Origin of the sequence: Streptomyces sp. AC558_RSS880, from assembly GCF_019049255.1 — a bacterium.
Lineage (GTDB): Bacteria > Actinomycetota > Actinomycetes > Streptomycetales > Streptomycetaceae > Streptomyces.
In genome coordinates, this window is record NZ_JAGMUJ010000161.1 from 339,924 (window position 1) to 356,514 (window position 16,591).

Annotated in this window: 14 protein-coding genes; 1 reads left to right on the forward strand and 13 read right to left on the reverse strand. The window is 71.4% G+C overall.

The window, feature by feature from the left end:
- Positions 1 to 114 precede the first annotated feature (114 nt).
- The 13 genes from KUM38_RS37600 to rsmH form a co-directional block, all read right to left on the reverse strand.
- Entirely contained in the window at positions 115 to 834 is a 720-nt protein-coding gene (locus KUM38_RS37600; protein ID WP_217136550.1) for a YggS family pyridoxal phosphate-dependent enzyme, read from the reverse strand.
- A gap of 6 nt (positions 835 to 840) precedes the next feature.
- Positions 841 to 1,569 carry a peptidoglycan editing factor PgeF gene (gene pgeF, locus KUM38_RS37605; protein ID WP_217136552.1) on the reverse strand — a complete coding sequence of 243 codons (729 nt, stop codon included), beginning with the start codon at positions 1,567 to 1,569 and terminating at the stop codon, positions 841 to 843.
- Positions 1,566 to 2,759 (reverse strand): cell division protein FtsZ, encoded by a 1,194-nt coding sequence (gene ftsZ, locus KUM38_RS37610; protein WP_217136554.1) that lies wholly within the window; start codon positions 2,757 to 2,759, stop codon positions 1,566 to 1,568. The genes pgeF and ftsZ overlap by 4 nt, the downstream gene beginning before the upstream one ends.
- A 288-nt stretch (positions 2,760 to 3,047) precedes the next feature.
- Positions 3,048 to 3,845: a cell division protein FtsQ/DivIB gene (locus KUM38_RS37615; RefSeq protein WP_217136556.1), complete on the reverse strand. Its 798-nt coding sequence runs from the start codon at positions 3,843 to 3,845 to the stop codon at positions 3,048 to 3,050.
- 25 nt (positions 3,846 to 3,870) lie between these two features.
- Positions 3,871 to 4,965, reverse strand: coding sequence for an undecaprenyldiphospho-muramoylpentapeptide beta-N-acetylglucosaminyltransferase (gene murG / locus KUM38_RS37620; RefSeq protein ID WP_217136558.1), 1,095 nt, complete (start codon positions 4,963 to 4,965; stop codon positions 3,871 to 3,873).
- A gap of 6 nt (positions 4,966 to 4,971) precedes the next feature.
- The gene (gene ftsW / locus KUM38_RS37625; RefSeq protein ID WP_217136560.1) at positions 4,972 to 6,324 is read right to left on the reverse strand and encodes a putative lipid II flippase FtsW; all 1,353 of its coding nucleotides are present in this window, start codon (positions 6,322 to 6,324) and stop codon (positions 4,972 to 4,974) included.
- A 73-nt stretch (positions 6,325 to 6,397) separates the two neighbouring features.
- Positions 6,398 to 7,816 carry a UDP-N-acetylmuramoyl-L-alanine--D-glutamate ligase gene (gene murD, locus KUM38_RS37630; RefSeq protein ID WP_217136562.1) on the reverse strand — a complete coding sequence of 473 codons (1,419 nt, stop codon included), beginning with the start codon at positions 7,814 to 7,816 and terminating at the stop codon, positions 6,398 to 6,400.
- The gene (gene mraY, locus KUM38_RS37635) at positions 7,798 to 8,868 is read right to left on the reverse strand and encodes a phospho-N-acetylmuramoyl-pentapeptide-transferase (RefSeq protein ID WP_217136846.1); all 1,071 of its coding nucleotides are present in this window, start codon (positions 8,866 to 8,868) and stop codon (positions 7,798 to 7,800) included. Before mraY ends, murD begins: the two co-directional genes overlap by 19 nt.
- Positions 8,868 to 10,283, reverse strand: coding sequence for a UDP-N-acetylmuramoyl-tripeptide--D-alanyl-D-alanine ligase (gene murF / locus KUM38_RS37640; protein ID WP_217136564.1), 1,416 nt, complete (start codon positions 10,281 to 10,283; stop codon positions 8,868 to 8,870). Before murF ends, mraY begins: the two co-directional genes overlap by 1 nt.
- A gap of 4 nt (positions 10,284 to 10,287) precedes the next feature.
- Entirely contained in the window at positions 10,288 to 11,808 is a 1,521-nt protein-coding gene (locus tag KUM38_RS37645; protein ID WP_217136566.1) for a UDP-N-acetylmuramoyl-L-alanyl-D-glutamate--2,6-diaminopimelate ligase, read from the reverse strand.
- A gap of 224 nt (positions 11,809 to 12,032) precedes the next feature.
- Positions 12,033 to 13,991 (reverse strand): penicillin-binding protein 2, encoded by a 1,959-nt coding sequence (locus KUM38_RS37650; protein ID WP_308409144.1) that lies wholly within the window; start codon positions 13,989 to 13,991, stop codon positions 12,033 to 12,035.
- A gap of 5 nt (positions 13,992 to 13,996) precedes the next feature.
- The gene (locus KUM38_RS37655; RefSeq protein WP_217136569.1) at positions 13,997 to 14,467 is read right to left on the reverse strand and encodes a septum formation initiator family protein; all 471 of its coding nucleotides are present in this window, start codon (positions 14,465 to 14,467) and stop codon (positions 13,997 to 13,999) included.
- A 75-nt stretch (positions 14,468 to 14,542) separates the two neighbouring features.
- A complete protein-coding gene (rsmH, locus tag KUM38_RS37660) occupies positions 14,543 to 15,499 on the reverse strand; it encodes a 16S rRNA (cytosine(1402)-N(4))-methyltransferase RsmH (protein ID WP_217136571.1) in 957 nt (318 codons plus the stop codon).
- Between the two features lie 414 nt (positions 15,500 to 15,913).
- Between rsmH and KUM38_RS37665 the strand changes: the two genes are divergently transcribed.
- Positions 15,914 to 16,462 carry a carbonic anhydrase gene (locus KUM38_RS37665; RefSeq protein ID WP_217136573.1) on the forward strand — a complete coding sequence of 183 codons (549 nt, stop codon included), beginning with the start codon at positions 15,914 to 15,916 and terminating at the stop codon, positions 16,460 to 16,462.
- Positions 16,463 to 16,591: the final 129 nt, after the last annotated feature.

Here is a 16,591-nt window from a genome sequence, read left to right on the forward strand (position 1 = left end):
CTCTGTGGTGGATCCGCTGACGACCGCCGAGTGCCCGCGATCCACTAGGTCTTTACGTCCGCTGTTCGGCGGAACTGACCATATTTTCTGCTGTGGTCCGACTTCTTGGCGACGTTACCCGAGCCCGGGGCGGACTCCGAGTACCGCACTGCCGACGCGCACATGTGTCGCCCCGGCGGCCACGGCCTGTTCGAGGTCCGCACTCATCCCTGCCGAGACCATGTTCGCAGTCGGATGGGTCCGGCGCAGGTCGGTCGACAAATCCATCAACCGCTCGAAGGCCGCCTGTTCGCGTCCCGCGTACTCCCCGGTGAGCGGGGCGACGGTCATCAGCCCGTCGAGCCGCAGCCCCTCGGACCGCGCGACCAGCTCGGCCAACTCCGCGATGCCGGCGGGTGCCACGCCTCCGCGCTCCCCCCGGCCGCCCTCACCGGCGTCGAACGCCACCTGGAGGAGGCAGCCGACCTCGCGCCCGGCCCGCACGGCCTCCTTGGAGAGGGCCGTCACCAGCCGGGAACGGTCGATGGACTGCACGAAATCGGCGTAACCCACCACAGAACGCACCTTGTTGGTCTGAAGTTGACCGACGAAGTGCCAGGTGAGGGGCAGATCCGCGCATGCGGCCGCCTTGGGGGCGGCGTCCTGGTCCCGGTTCTCGGCGACATGGCGCACCCCGAGTCCGGACAGGATCCGCACGTCGTCCGCGGGGTAGGTCTTGGTGACCACGATCAGGGTCACCTCGTCGCGCCCGCGTCCGGCGGCGGCGCACGCCGCGGCGATCCGCTCTTCCACTCTCGCCAGATTCGCGGCGAGTTCGTCCTTACGGTCCGTCATGTCCCATCAGTCCAGCCACACGTAGCCCGCGAGCCGCCCGGTGGTGCGGTCGCGGCGGTACGAGAAGTGATCGTCCGACTCCAGCGTGCACACGGGCGACCGCTCCCGGTCGCGCACCCCGAGCCGTTCGAGCTGAGCGTGCACGCCCGCGCCCACGTCGACCGCCGGCGTGCCCCAACTCGTGACGGCGTGCGCCGCCGGCTCGACGGCGGCCACCTCGTCGCGCATCGCCTCCGGCACCTCGTAGCACCGGCCGCAGACGGCGGGTCCGGTGCGGGCGACGATCCGCGCGGGGTCGGCGCCGAGCCCGGTCATGGCCCGTACGGCGGCGGGGACGATCCCGGCGATCATGCCGGGCCGGCCCGCGTGGGCCGCGGCCACGACGCCGGCGACCGGGTCGGCGAGCAGCACCGGCACGCAGTCGGCGGTGAGCACCGCGAGGGCGAGTCCGCGCCGCGCGGTGACGATCGCGTCGACCTCGGGGACCGGGCGCTCGCCCCAGGGTCCGTCGACCACGACCGCGTCGGCCCCGTGCACCTGGTTCATCCAGACCACCCGGGCCGGATCCACGCCGAGGGACTTGGCGGCCAGTTCGCGGTTGGCGCGTACGGCGCCGGGGTCGTCGCCGACGGCTCCGCCGAGGTTGAGCTCCTCATACGGAGCGGCGCTCACCCCGCCCCACCGGTCGGTGAAGGCGAAGTGCGCGCCGCTCACGCTCTCGCGCCGTCCTATCACTTCAGGAAGTCCGGTACGTCCAGTTCCTCGGCCGCGCTGTCGTAGGTCCGCGACGGCGGGACCGGGGGCTGGACGGCCGGGATGTCGCGCACCGGCTCCGGCGCCGGCGGCTCCGGGTCCTCCTTGGGCGTGACGCTGCCGAGCGAACCGAAGGAGGGACGGCTCTCCGGCTGCCGCGCCGGGGCGGGCTCCTCACGCTTGACCGAGGAGGAGCCGAGGACGTTGTCCCGCTTGGCCGGCGGCTGGCCGCCGTCGAAGCCGGCCGCGATCACGGTGACCCGGACCTCGTCGCCGAGGGCGTCGTCGATCACCGCGCCGAAGATGATGTTGGCCTCGGGGTGGGCGGCCTCGCTGACCAGCTGGGCGGCCTCGTTGATCTCGAACAGGCCGAGGTCGGAACCGCCGGAGATGGAGAGCAGCACGCCGCGGGCGCCGTCGATGGAGGCCTCGAGGAGCGGCGAGGAGATGGCCATCTCGGCGGCGGCCACCGCGCGGTCGTCGCCGCGGGCCGAGCCGATGCCCATGAGGGCCGAGCCCGCCTCGGACATGACCGACTTGACGTCCGCGAAGTCCAGGTTGATCAGACCGGGCGTGGTGATGAGGTCGGTGATGCCCTGGACACCGGAGAGCAGCACCTGGTCCGCCGACTTGAAGGCGTCGAGGACCGACACCTGGCGGTCCGAGATGGACAGCAGCCGGTCGTTCGGGATGACGATGAGGGTGTCGACCTCTTCGCGGAGCTCGGCGATGCCGTCCTCCGCCTGGTTCGCGCGGCGCCGCCCCTCGAAGGTGAACGGGCGCGTGACCACGCCGATGGTGAGGGCCCCCAGCGAGCGGGCGATGTTGGCCACGACGGGCGCGCCGCCGGTACCGGTGCCGCCGCCCTCACCGGCCGTCACGAAGACCATGTCGGCCCCCTTGAGGACCTCCTCGATCTCCTCGCGGTGGTCCTCCGCGGCCTTGCGGCCGACGGCCGGGTTGGCTCCGGCGCCGAGTCCGCGGGTGAGTTCACGGCCGACGTCGAGCTTGACGTCGGCGTCGCTCATCAACAGGGCTTGCGCGTCGGTGTTGATGGCGATGAACTCGACGCCCTTGAGACCGACCTCGATCATCCGGTTGATGGCATTGACACCACCGCCGCCGACACCGATGACTTTGATGACTGCGAGGTAGTTCTGCGGTGCTGCCACGTCGAAGGCCTCTCGCCTCGAGTTACGTGTCGCCCGACCGCTGAAGCACTGATGCCCCCGCGATCCGACGACTGATGCCGAATGGGACGGTCCGTAGCGCCGACCCGAACCCTAACGTTGAAGTTTAGGGTTACCAGTGTGTCCGTTCCCTGGAGTCTTCTGAACAGGACACTAAGTCGACAAGCGGCGCCCGTTCAACGAACACGCCGAACCTCCCGTTTTTCTTTTCACCCTATGTGATCAGCCGTAGCGCTGCCCAACCAGGGTGCTGGCCTGCGCTGATGTGCGTCAACTCCCCGCTGACGCGGGGGCCGTGGGCACGCTGACGTCGAAGTGCCGCGCACCGGGCTCCGCTTTCATCAGTGCGGTGAGAGTACGGCTCTTCTCGGCGCCCTTCTCACTGCTTCCCCAGTCGACCGTACGGCCGTCCGTCAGTTCCAGCGAGATGTCGTCGTAGGAACGGACCTTGACGCTGCGGGTGGCGTGCGCCACGGAGGCCGGAATCGCACCGGCCACCCGCACCGCCTCCCGGGTCAGCCGGTCCTCGCCGAAGCGGCGCAGGCTCGCCGCCGCGGAACCGGTCCGGGAGACGGCCAGTTCCAGCGCGGGCACGCCTTCGGTCGCCTTGGAAACCGTGGCGAACCGGACACCCTCATCGTCCACTTCGATGAACTTCCCGCCTTTGTGGACGAGAAGAACAGCGGTGCGTTCCGTCACTTTCAGGGTGATTTCGTCCGGCCAGGAACGAACCGCTTCGACGGTGTCAATTCGGGGCAACGCGGAGGAAAGTCGCGCCTCGATCGCGCCGGTGTCGACGGAGACCAGCTGTTCCCCGAGGGGGACGTCGGCGGCCTCGCGCACCCGCTCGGGAGTCAGGACACGGGTGCCCGACACCGATACGCGCTCCACGCGCACCAGGTCCGACCCGTACAGCAGCCAGAACGCCCCGCTGCCGAAGAACACCAGGGCAACCGCCGATGCGATGATCCGACGAACCTGCCGCCGTCCGAACCGCCGGGCACGCGGCGGCGGGCCGGACGACTCCCGCTTGCGTTCACCACGCTCGGCGGTGGTCGATCCGGCCATGTCGCCTGCCTTCCGTCATACGCCTCTAGCGGTGCGCACGGGCGGCGATCGCCTCGTACACCATGCCGACGAGCAGGTCGTCGGCGTCCCTGCGGCCGAACTCGGCGGCGGCGCGGGACATCTCGTACAGCCGGTGCGGGTCGGCGAGCACGGGCAGGACGTTCTGCTGCACCCACTCGGGCGTCAGCTCCGCGTCGTCGACCAGCAGTCCGCCGCCGGCCTTGACCACCGGCTGGGCGTTGAGCCGCTGCTCGCCGTTGCCGATGGGCAGCGGTACGTAGGCGGCCGGGAGCCCGACGGCGGAGAGTTCGGCGACGGTCATCGCGCCCGCGCGGCAGAGCATCATGTCGGCCGCGGCGTACGCGAGGTCCATCCGATCCAGGTAACTTACCGGGATGTAGGGGGGCATTCCCGGCATCTGGTGTACCTGCGGCAGTTCGTTCTTCGGGCCGACCGCGTGCAGGATCTGGATCCCGGCCTGCTGGAGCCACGGAGCGACCTGCTGGACGACCTCGTTGAGCCGGCGGGCGCCCTGCGAGCCGCCGGAGACCAGCAGCGTGGGCAGATTGGGGTCGAGGCCGAACGCGGCGCGGGCCTCGGGGCGTACGGCGGCCCGGTCGAGGGTGGAGATGGAGCGGCGCAACGGGATGCCGATGTAGCGGGAGTTGCGCAGCTTGCTGTCGGGCGTGGAGACGGCGACCTGGGCGGCGTACCGGGAGCCGATCTTGTTGGCCAGTCCGGGCCGGGCGTTGGCCTCGTGGATCACGATCGGCACGCCGAGCCGCTTGGCCGCGAGGTAGCCGGGCAGGGCGACGTAGCCGCCGAAGCCGACCACGGCGTCCGCCTTGGTGCGTTCCAGGACCTGCTCGGCCGCCTTGATGGTGCCGCGCAGCCGGCCCGGAACGGTGATCAGCTCGGGGGTGGGCTTGCGCGGCAGCGGTACGGCGGGAATCAGCGCCAGCTCGTACCCGCGCTCGGGTACGAGACGGGTCTCCAGGCCACGCTCCGTGCCCAGGGCCGTGATGCCCACGGTCGGATCCTGCCTGCGCAGGGCGTCCGCGAGGGCGAGCGCGGGCTCGATGTGGCCCGCGGTTCCTCCGCCGGCGAGTACGACATGCACCGAAATTCACCGCTCTCCGGACGAACGCGCCACCGGGGCGCGCCGTCGCATCGTGTTCCATCTCCGGGGCCGCTGTGAACCCCCGCCCCGCTTTCTACCAAAGCGGGGTTGCCGCATGGCAAGCGCCATCCGTGCAGCGGGGTCCTCACGCGCGAAGGCGATCAGCAGCCCGATGGCGAACATGGTCGGCAGCAGGGCGGATCCTCCGTAGGAGAACAGCGGGAGCGGGACTCCGGCGATCGGCAGCAGACCGAGCACCGCACCGATGTTGATCACGGCCTGGGCCGTGATCCAGGTGGTCACGCCTCCCGCGGCATACCTGACGAAGGGGTCCTCCGTGCGTCCGGCCACGCGGATACCCGCATAGCCTAGAGCCGCGAACAGGGCGAGTACCGACAGCGTCCCCGCCAGGCCCAGTTCCTCACCGGTGACGGCGAAGATGAAGTCCGTGTGCGCTTCGGGGAGTTGGCCCCATTTCTCCACGCTCGCACCGAGTCCGGAACCGAAGATCCCACCGGAGGCGAGGGCATAGATCCCGTGCACGGCCTGCCAGCAGTCGACCGGTCCCGTCCGGGGCTCGGTGGCGCCGAGGCAGGTGAGCCGGGCCATGCGGTTGGGGCTGGTGCGGATGAGGATCGCGCCGAGCAGTGCGGCGATCGACAGCACGCCGACGAACAGCCGGGTCGGCGCCCCCGCCAGCCACAACAGGCCGAAGAGGACCGCTGTCAGGATGATCGCCGTACCCATGTCACCGCCGAGCATGATCAGCCCGAGCAGCATGAAGGCGGCCGGAACGAGCGGCACCAGCATGTGCTTCCACTGGGACAGCAGCCGCTTGTCCTGCTTGCGGGCGAGCAGATCGGCGCCCCACAGCACCAGTGCGAGCTTGCCGAACTCGCTGGGCTGGAGCTGGAAGGAGCCGCCGAGGGCGATCCAGTTCTGGTTGCCGTTGACCGCGACCCCCACCCCCGGCACCTGCACCAGGGCCATCAGGACGACGGCGCCCGCGAGGATCGGGTAGGCCAGGGCGCGGTGCAGCTTCACCGGCATCCGGGAGGCCACCAGCAGCAGTACGCCGCCGATCACGGCGGCCAGCAGCTGCTTGCGGAAGAAGTACGAGCCCGGCAGCGACATCTGCAGCGCCGTGATCTGAGAGGCCGAGTAGACCATCACCAGGCCCAGCACGGTGATCAGCAGACTGCCGCCGAGGATCAGGTAGTACGCGGTCAGCGGCCGGTCCCAGGCCCTGCGCGCCCGGGTGATCAGGGTGCGCAGGGGGTTCTCGCGCGGGGGCCCGGGCACGACGGGTCCGCGTGCCGCCCGCTGCACGGGCGGGCGGCCGGTACGGCTACCGGTCATCCGGGCCTCCGCTGTACGCCGTCGACGGTCCCACGCGTCCCTCCCGAGGTCGCCCGGCGCCAGGCGGCCGGGATCAGGCGCCGAGCTCGCGCACCGCCTGTGCGAACGCGTCACCGCGCTTGTTGTAGTTGGTGAACATGTCCATCGAGGCGCAGGCCGGGGCCAGCAGCACCGTGTCGCCGGGCCGGGCGAGCCGCCGCGCCTCCTGGACGGCCTGGAGCATCGCCCCAGTGTCGGTCCGGTCGAGGTCGACGACGGGTACTTCCGGGGCGTGTCGCGCGAGGGCTTCGCGGATCAGGGCACGGTCCCGGCCGATCAGCACGGCACCGCGCAGCCGCTTCGCCGCACCGGCGACCAACTCGTCGAAGGTGGCGCCCTTGGCGAGCCCGCCGGCGATCCACACGATCGACTCGTAGGCCGCCAACGAGGCTTGCGCGGCGTGCGTGTTGGTCGCCTTGGAATCGTCGACGTACGCGACCCCGTCCACGTCGGCGACGTGCGCGATGCGGTGGGCGTCCGGGGTGAAGGCCCGCAGGCCGTCCCGTACGGCGCCGGCGGGCACCCCGTAGGCCCGTGCGAGGGCCGCGGCGGCCAGGGCGTTGGCGATGTTGTGCGGGGCGGGCGGGTTGACGTCGGAGACCTCGGCGAGCTCCTGGGCGTTCTTCTGCCGGTTCTCGACGAAGGCGCGGTCGACCAGGATGCCCTCCACGACGCCGAGTTGGGAGGGGCCCGGGGTGCCCAGGGTGAAACCGACGGCGCGGCAGCCCTCTTCGACGTCGGCCTCGCGGACCAGGTCCTCGGTGGCCTTGTCGGCCATGTTGTAGACGCAGGCGACGCGGTTGCCCTCGTAGATGCGGCCCTTGTCCCTGGCGTACGCCTCCATGGAGCCGTGCCAGTCGAGGTGGTCCGGGGCGAGGTTGAGCACGGCCGCCGAGTGGGCGCGCAGGGAGGGCGCCCAGTGGAGCTGGTAGCTGGACAGCTCCACGGCGAGCACGTCGTACTCCTCCTCGCCGAGCACGGCGTCGAGGAGGGAGACGCCGATGTTGCCGACGGCGGCGGTGCGCAGGCCCGCCGCCCTCAGGATGGAGGCGAGCATCTGGACGGTCGTGGTCTTGCCGTTGGTGCCGGTGACCGCGAGCCAGGGAGCCGCGCCGGGCTTCCTGAGCCGCCAGGCGAGTTCGACGTCGCCCCACACCGGCACCCCGGCCTCGTCCGCCGCCGCGAACAGCGGCTTGTCCGGCTTCCAGCCGGGGGCCGTGACGATCAGCTCGGTGCCCTCCGGCAGGGTCGCCCCGTCGCCGAGGCGCACGGTGATGCCGAGCGCCTCCAGTTCGGCGGCCTGCTCGCGGGCGCGCGGGTCGTCCCCGTCGTTGACGACGGTGACCTTCGCGCCGAGCCCGTGCAGCACCTTGGCCGCCGGGACGCCGGAGACGCCGAGTCCGGCGACGGTGACGTTCTTCCCCTGCCAGTCGGTCACTTGTCCGCTGCCCATCCCGCGTAGAAGAGGCCCAGTCCGACGATCACACAGATGCCCTGGATGATCCAGAAGCGGACCACCACGAGGACTTCGGACCAGCCCTTGAGTTCGAAGTGATGCTGGAGTGGCGCCATCCGGAAGACCCGCTTCCCGGTGAGCTTGAACGAGCCGACCTGGATGACCACCGACATGGTGATGAGGACGAACAGACCGCCCAGGATGGCCAGCAGCAGCTCGGTGCGGGAGCAGATCGCGAGACCCGCGAGCACACCGCCGAGCGCCAGCGAACCGGTGTCGCCCATGAAGATCTTGGCCGGCGAGGTGTTCCACCACAGGAAGCCCAGGCAGGAACCCATCAGCGCGGAGGCGACGACCGCGAGGTCCAGCGGGTCGCGCACCTCGTAGCAGGCGCCCGGGTTGGTCAGCGTCTCGCCGTTGGCGCAGGACTCCTGGAACTGCCAGACGCCGATGAAGGTGTAGGCGCCGAAGACGAGCACGGAGGCGCCGGTGGCGAGGCCGTCCAGACCGTCGGTCAGGTTCACGCCGTTCGACATCGCGAGGATCATGAACAGCGCCCAGACGACGAACAGCACCGGGCCGATGGTCCAGCCGAAGTCCGTGATGAACGACAGCTTCGTGGAGGCCGGGGTCTGCCCGCGGGAGTCCGCGAACTGCAGGGACAGCACCGCGAAGGCGATGCCGACGATCAGCTGGCCGGCCATCTTCGCCTTGGCCCGCAGACCCAGCGAGCGCCGCTTGACGATCTTGATGTAGTCGTCCAGGAAGCCGACCAGACCCATGCCGACCATCAGGCCCAGCACCAGCACGCCCGAGTACCTCGGCGACTCGCCGCTGATCACCTTGCTGAGGAAGTACGCGGCGACCGTCGCCAGGATGAAGGCGATACCGCCCATGGTCGGCGTACCGCGCTTGCTGGCGTGCTCGCGCGGGCCGTCGTCACGGATGTACTGCCCGTAGCCCTTGCGCGCGAGCAGTTTGATCAGCAGCGGGGTGCCGATCAGCGTCAGGAAGAGACCAATGACTCCTGCGAACAGGATCTGATTCATCATCGGGCTGCGACCTCACCCTCGGCACCGGTCTCGAGCAGCGCCTGCGCCACGCTCTCGAGCCCGACCGAACGGGACGCCTTCACGAGAACGACGTCTCCCGGGCGCAACTCGCTGCGCAACAGGTCGACCGCCGCCTGTGCGTCGGACACGTGCACCGACTCCTCACCCCACGAACCCTCGTTATATGCGCCCAGTTGCAGCCAGGCGGCTTCCCTGCCCCCGACCGCGACGAGCTTGCTGACGTTGAGCCGGACGGCAAGCCGTCCGACCGCGTCGTGCTCGGCGAGCGCCTCGTCCCCGAGCTCGGCCATCTTGCCGAGCACCGCCCACGTACGGCGTCCCTTGCCCATGGCCGCCAGCGCACGCAGCGCGGCCTTCATGGACTCGGGGTTCGCGTTGTAGGCGTCGTTGACGACCGTCACGCCGTCCGGGCGCTCGGTGACCTCCATCCGCCAGCGGGAGAGGGAGCCCGCTTCGGAGAGCGCGGTGGCGATCTCGTCTGCGGACATGCCCAACTCGTGGGCGACGGCGGCCGCGGCGAGCGCGTTCGACACGTGATGCTCACCGTACAGGCGCATGGTCACATCGGATGCACCGGAGGGTGTGTGAAGCCTGAAGGAAGGCTGTCCGCTGTCCGTGAGTCGCACGTTCTCGGCCCGAACGTCCGCTTCGTCGGACTCTCCGAAAAGGATCACCTTCGCCTTCGTACGGGACGCCATGGCCCGTACGAGGGGGTCGTCCGCGTTGAGGACCGCGGCGCCGCCCTCCTCGGCCGGGGGCAGGGCCTCCACCAACTCGCCCTTGGCCTGGGCGATCTGCTCCCGGCCGCCGAACTCGCCGATGTGGGCGGAGCCGACGTTCAGGACGAGTCCGACCTTCGGGGGCGTCAGTCCGGTGAGGTACCGGATGTGGCCGATTCCGCGCGCTCCCATCTCCAGCACGAGGAACTTCGTCTCCTCGGTGGCGGTGAGCGCGGTGAGCGGCAGCCCGATCTCGTTGTTGAGCGAGCCGGGGGTGAAGACGGTCGGCGCCTTGCGCCGCAGCACCTGGGCGATGAGGTCCTTGGTGCTGGTCTTGCCGGCCGAGCCGGTGAGCGCGACGAGGGTGGTGCCCAGCCGGCCGACGACGTGCCGGGCGAGGGCACCGAGGGCCGCCTGGACGTCCGCCACGACGATCGCGGGGACCCCGACGGGCCGGGAGGCGAGCACGGCGGCCGCGCCCGCCTCGACGACCTGGGCCGCGAAGTCGTGGCCGTCCACGCGCTCGCCGGCGAAGGCGACGAACAGGCTGCCCGGACCCGCCTCCCGCGAGTCCCGGACGACCGGTCCGGTGACCTGGACGGACGGGTCCGGTATGTCGTGCGTCTGCCCGCCGACGACTTCTGCGATCTCGGCGAGGGAGAGGGCGATCACAAGTTCATCCCTGGGTTTTCTTGATGGCTTCCCGGAGCACCTGGCGGTCGTCGAAGGGACGCACCACCCCGGCGATGTCCTGCCCCTGCTCGTGGCCCTTGCCGGCGACCAGCACCGTGTCACCGGGCCGCGCCCGGGCGACGGCGGCGGCGATCGCGGCGGCCCGGTCCTCGAAGACCTGCACCTCACCGCGCTCGTGGGCGGGCACGGAGGCCGCGCCCCGGAGCATGGCGGCGAGGATCGCGAGGGGGTCCTCGGAGCGGGGGTTGTCGGAGGTCAGTACGGCGGTGTCGGCGAGCCGCGCGACGGCGGCGCCCATGGGCTCCCGCTTGGTCTTGTCGCGGTCGCCGCCGCAGCCGAGCACGACGTGCACCCGGCCCTCGGTGACCTTGCGCAGGGCGCGCAGCACCGATTCCACGGCGTCGGTCTTGTGGGCGTAGTCCACCACCGCGAGGTACGGCTGTCCGGCGTCCACGCGCTCCAGCCGGCCCGGCACGCCCGGTACGGCGGCGACGCCGTCGGCGGCGGTCTGCGGGTCGAGTCCGGCGGCGGCGAGCGCGACGATCGCGGCGAGGGTGTTGGCCACGTTGAACGGGCCCGGCAGCGGCGACCGGGCGGCGATCCGCTCGCCCTCGGGGCCGATCACGGTGAACGTCGAGTCCAGGGGGCCGACCTCGACGCCCTCGGCGCGCCAGTCGGCGTCCGGGTGGCCCTCGGCGGAGTAGGTGACGACCGGGACGCCGGCCTCCTTGGCGAGCCGGCGGCCGTACTCGTCGTCGACGTTGACCACGCCGAGCCTGCTGCGCTGCGGTGTGAACAGCTGTGCCTTGGCCCGGAAGTAGTCCTCCATGTCGGAGTGGAACTCCATGTGCTCCGGGCTGAGGTTGGTGAAGACGGCGATGTCGAAGACGCAGCCGTCGACCCGGCCGAGGACCAGGGCGTGGCTGGAGACCTCCATGGCGACCGCGTCGGTGCCGCGCTCGCGCATGACGGCGAACAGGGCCTGGAGGTCGGTGGCCTCGGGGGTGGTGCGCTCGGACTTGATGCGCTCGTCGCCGATGCGCATCTCGACCGTGCCGATGAGCCCCGTGCTGTGGGTGGTTTTCAGGCCACCCTCGACCAGGTAGGCGGTGGTGGTCTTGCCCGAAGTGCCGGTGATGCCGATCTGGAGCAGATCGCGGCCCGGGTGGCCGTAGACGGTGGCCGCCAGCTCGCCCATCCGCGCGCGCGGGTCGTCGACCACCAGCGCCGGCAGTCCGGCCGCGGCGACGCGCTCGGCGCCGGACGGGTCGGTCAGCACGGCGACCGCGCCGAGGCCGGCGGCCTGGGTGACGAAGTCGGCGCCGTGGGCGCGGGCGCCCGGGAGGGCGGCGTACAGGTCGCCGGGGCGGACGGCGCGCGAGTCATGGGTGATGCCCGTGACCTCCGCGGCCCGCTCCGGCGTGGGGGCACCCAGCTGACCGGCGAGTTCCGCGAGGGGTGTGGCGGAGACCTGAACCGGACGGGGCGGTCCCGGATATGTCACGGGGTGGCCCTTCTGGGCGGTTTGGGACTGATCAGCGTGTGGCACGGCGGTGAGCGTACCGGGCGTACCGGCCGGGGGGCCAAAGAGGGGCCCGCGCGCAGCGCGGTCCGACGAGGGCGACGGTGGGTGACGGGTGGGCGAAGGGCGGGAGGCGTTCCGGTTCCCGGGGTCGGGGGTGTTCGTCGTCACGGGGTGGTTCCTGGTGGCTCGGTGCTCGGTACGGGTCAGGGCTTGAAGGTGACCGGGAGGTCGGCGGGGGCGGCGCCGGTCGGCGGCACCTGGAGGGTCTTCAGGGCGAACTCCATGACCTGCTTGTACACGGGTCCGCAGATCTGGCCGCCGAAGTAGCTGCCCTCGGTGGCGTTCTGGATGACGCAGTAGACGGTGATCCTGGGCTTGTCGGCGGGGGCGAAGCCGGCGAAGGACGAGGTGTAGCCGTGGTATTTGCCGGTGGCCGGATCCACGCGGTTCGCCGTACCCGTCTTCCCCGCGACCCGGTAGCCCGGGATGCGCGCCTTGGTGCCGGTGCCCTCCTCGTCGTCGACGACCGACTCCAGCATCCGGGCGAGCGTCTTCGCCGTCTTCTCGCTGACGACCCTGGTCCTCTCGGGCTCCGGGGCGGGGGTGAAGCGTCCGTCGGGGCCCTTGGAGCCGCGTACGAGAGTGGGTTCGACGCGGACGCCGCCGTTGGCGATGGTCGAGTAGACGGACGCGGCCTGCATGGCGTTGATGGAGACGCCCTGGCCGAACGGAATCGTGTACTGCTGCGAGGTGGACCACTCGTCCGGCGGGGCGAGGATGCCCTTGGTCTCGCCGGGGAAGCCGAGCCCGGTGTGGCTGCCCAGGCCGAACTTGCGCAGGTACTCGTAGAGGACCTTGTTGGCCTGGGCCTGGGTCCTGCCGAGCTGGCCGGTGGCGAGGATGGTGCCGATGTTGCTGGACTTGGCGAGGACGCCGTTGAGCGTCAGGTACCAGGTCGGGTGGTCGATGTCGTCCTTGAAGAGGCGGTCGCCGCGGTGCAGCCGGTTGGGCACGACGACGTGCGTTCCGGGGGTGGCGGCGTTCTCCTCGAGGACCGCCGCCATGGAGAGCACCTTGGCGGTGGAGCCGGGTTCGAAGGCGTCCTGGACGGCCGCGTTGCCGAGCGCCTCCGGGTCGGCCTCGGAGAGGTCGCCCGGGTCGAAGCCGGGCGCGTTGGCCATCGCGAGGACCTCGCCGGTGCGGGTGTCCTGGACGATGACGTAGCCGCGGTCGGCCGCGGACTCCTTCACCTGCTCGCTGATGGCGTTCTGCGCGGCCCACTGGATGTCGCGGTCGATGGTGAGCTCGACGTCGCTGCCGGGCACGGCCGGGGTCTCGGTGGAGCCCGCGGTCGGGACGAGACGGCCGCCGGACTGGGCGTAGCGGATCTTGCCGTCCTGGCCGGCGAGCCGCTCGTCGAGCTGGAGCTCGATGCCGCCGCCGCCCTTGCCCTCGGCGTTGACCCAGCCCAGTATTCCGGCGGCCAGCTCGTTGTTGGGGTACACCCGCTTGCTGGTGGGCACGGAGAAGACGCCGGCCAGGACGTTGGCGGTGGAGTCGTCCGTCCCGGCCTTCTTGGCGAGCGCGGTCTTCAGGTCCTTGATCTGCTTCCAGGTCTGCGGGGTCTGGCGGGCTGCCAGTTTGACGTAGCGCAGGGCCTTGTTCTCCGGGCGCAGCTTCCCGACCAGCTCGTCCTGGTCCTGGCCGAGGATCGGGGCGAGGAGGGCGGCGGCCTGCTCGGGGCCGTCGGCGATCTCCAGCTCGTCCGGGGCGAACATCGTGGGGTCGGCCGTGATGTCGTAGGCGTCCTCGGTGGTCGCCAGGGCCACGCCGTGGCGGTCGGTGATCCCGCCGCGCTGGGCCTCCAGCACCTGGCCGACGTAGCGGTTCCGGTCGGCCTTGGCGGCGTAGGTGCTCGCGTCGACGGCCTGCACCTGGAACAGCCGTACGGCGAAGGCGAGCAGGACCAGGGTCAGGGCCACGCCGATCAGGCGCAGCCGGGGGCGCGGGCTGCCCAGCCGGATGGCCTTCGGGGGCGCGGGACGGGGTCCCGCGGGCCTGCGGGCCGGGCGGGCGCCGGGGCCGGGGCGTTGTCCGGCGGACGGGCGGGCGGGCCTGGCGGGGCCGGGCACCCGGCGGCGGGGCGGTTCCCTGTCGGACACTTCCGTCACCTGCCGGGGGTCGATGAGGAGGGCGTGGGCGTGGTGGCCGGCGCCCCGGGCGCGAGGAGCAGGGGGGCGTGGGCGGCGCCGGGTGCGCCCTTGACCTTGCCGTCGGGACCGAGGAAGGCGGGGTCGCCGCCGGGCACCATGCCGAGCTCGCGGGCGCGGCGCTGGAGGGCGTCGGGGGCGGAGTAGGCGTCGATGTCCCGTTGCAGGGCCTGTTCCTCGTCGGTGAGGTTCTTGGTCTCCCGCTGGATGTCGTCGAGCTGGAACGCGCCCTCGCTGAGGGCGGAGTTCAGCACCAGGAGGCCGATCAGACCTCCGCCGAGGAGGACGACGACGAGGAGGACGAAGGGGGTGCGCGCCGCCTGGGCGCGCCCGGTGGGCAGAAGCCGGGCGAGCCGGGCCGCCCTTCCCTTCAGCTCGGGCCTCCCCTTCGGCTCGGGCCACCCCTTCAGTTCGGGTTTCCTACTCACTCACGCTCCCCTGAGTTCGCTTTTCCCACCCGTACGCCCGGCCGCCCGTCACCCGCCTCGTGCGCCGTCCGCGCCTCAACCGACGTCCTCCCGGATCCGCTCGGCGCCGCGCAGCCGCGCGGGGGCCGCGCGGCGGTTCTCGGCGATCTCCTCCTCGGTGGGAAGTTCGGCACCGCGCGTGAGCAGCTTGAGCCGGGGCTGGTACTGCTCGGGGACGACCGGGAGCCCGGGCGGGGCGGTGGTGGCGGCGCCGGCCGCGAACACCTGCTTGACGAGCCGGTCCTCCAGGGAGTGGTACGACAGCACGGCGATCCGTCCGCCGACGTCGAGGGCCTTCACGGCCGCCGGGATCGCCCGCTCCAGCACCGACAGCTCGCCGTTGACCTCGATCCGCAGGGCCTGGAAGGTGCGCTTGGCCGGGTTGCCGCCGGTGCGCTTGGCGGCCTGCGGCAACGCGTCGCGGATCAGCTCGACCAGGCGGGCGCTGTTCGTGAACGGCTCCTTCTCGCGCTCGCGCACGACGGCGGCCACGATGCGCTTGGCCTGCTTCTCCTCGCCGTAGGCGCGCAGGATGCGGACGAGTTCGCCGGCCGGGTAGGTGTTGAGGACCTCGGCGGCGCTGACGCCGGTCGTCTGGTCCATGCGCATGTCGAGGGGGGCGTCCTGGGCGTAGGCGAAGCCGCGGTCGGCCTCGTCGAGCTGCATGGAGGACACCCCGAGGTCGAACAGGACGCCTCGCACACGCGGGACGCCGAGCCGGTCGAGGACGTCGGGGAGCTCGTCGTAGACGGCGTGCACCAGGGTGGCCCGGTCGCCGAAGGGCGCGAGCCGCTCACCGGACAGGCGCAGGGCCTCCTTGTCGCGGTCCAGGGCGACGAGCCGGGCCTCGGGGAACCGCCGGAGCAGGGCTTCGCTGTGGCCGCCGAGCCCGAGCGTGCAGTCGACCACCACCGCTCCCGGCCGCTCCAGGGCGGGCGCCAACAGGTCCAGGCACCGCTGGAGCATCACCGGGACGTGTCGACTCTGGCTCAAGTGGCCCTCTCAAATCCGGCGCGGCGCTCACGCACCGCCGGGTTCCCGCCCTCCCCCGGTGAGGGGCGACCGGCGCCGTCAGACGTCGGCCGGGCGGCGGGAGGAGGCCGAGCCGTACGTGCGCGCCGCGCACGCGGGGAGATTCCCCGGTCGTCGCCGGGGGATCCGGGGAAATCAGTGCAGCGGGCGCTCTCGCCTCCCGCTTCGCGCCACTTTAGTCCACGGTCCCGCCCGGTCAATCAACCGGCCTGCGCGTCGCGGTCCGCGCGGCAGGTCAAGGGGTGGATCGGACACATCACCCGCGGGAGGGGGCTCACACCACCCCTGTGGGTTACCTCACACCAAGACGCGCTGACGTTCTTTGTCGCCTCTCACAACGGGCCCGATGCCCTCGTGACCAGTACCGTCATGGGTATGACGACTTCCACATCGGTTCCCACCGGCCCCCAGAACGCCGCCACCGGCCACGGCACGGTCACCGACCGTCTGGTCGACGCCAACCAGCAGTACGCGGCCGCCTTCACCGACCCCGGGATGGACGCCCGCCCGGTGCTCAACGTCGCCGTGGTGGCCTGCATGGACGCCCGCCTCGACCTGCACGCCGCGCTGGGCCTGTCGCTCGGCGACTGCCACACCATCCGCAACGCGGGCGGCGTCGTCACCGACGACGTGATCCGCTCGCTGACCATCAGCCAGCGGGCACTGGGCACCCGCAGCGTGGTCCTCATCCACCACACCGGCTGCGGTCTGGAGTCCCTCACCGAGGAGTTCCGGCACGACCTGGAGATGGAGGTGGGCCAGCGCCCCAACTGGGCCGTGGAGGCCTTCCGGGACGTCGACCAGGACGTACGGCAGTCGATGCAGCGCGTGCGCACCTCGCCGTTCCTGCTGCACACCGATGACGTGCGCGGCTTCGTCTTCGACGTGAAGACGGGCCTGCTGCGCGAGATCGACCCCGCCTGACCCGGCCGCCCACCCCGGAGGGAACCCGGACTCCGGACGCCGTTCGACGTCGCAAGACCTGACATATCGCTGTCAGTTGTCCACAGGCGAGTGACACGAATCGGTAACGGCGGCAAGAATGCGGGAGTG

Excerpts from the sequence above, each read along its gene's own strand:
- KUM38_RS37600 (WP_217136550.1), bottom strand. The coding sequence starts at position 834 with ATGACGGACCGTAAGGACGAACTCGCCGCGAATCTGGCGAGAGTGGAA.
- KUM38_RS37615 (WP_217136556.1), bottom strand. The coding sequence starts at position 3,845 with ATGGCCGGATCGACCACCGCCGAGCGTGGTGAACGCAAGCGGGAGTCG.
- ftsW (WP_217136560.1), bottom strand. The coding sequence starts at position 6,324 with ATGACCGGTAGCCGTACCGGCCGCCCGCCCGTGCAGCGGGCGGCACGC.
- murD (WP_217136562.1), bottom strand. The coding sequence starts at position 7,816 with ATGGGCAGCGGACAAGTGACCGACTGGCAGGGGAAGAACGTCACCGTC.
- mraY (WP_217136846.1), bottom strand. The coding sequence starts at position 8,868 with ATGAATCAGATCCTGTTCGCAGGAGTCATTGGTCTCTTCCTGACGCTG.
- KUM38_RS37665 (WP_217136573.1), top strand. The coding sequence starts at position 15,914 with ATGACGACTTCCACATCGGTTCCCACCGGCCCCCAGAACGCCGCCACC.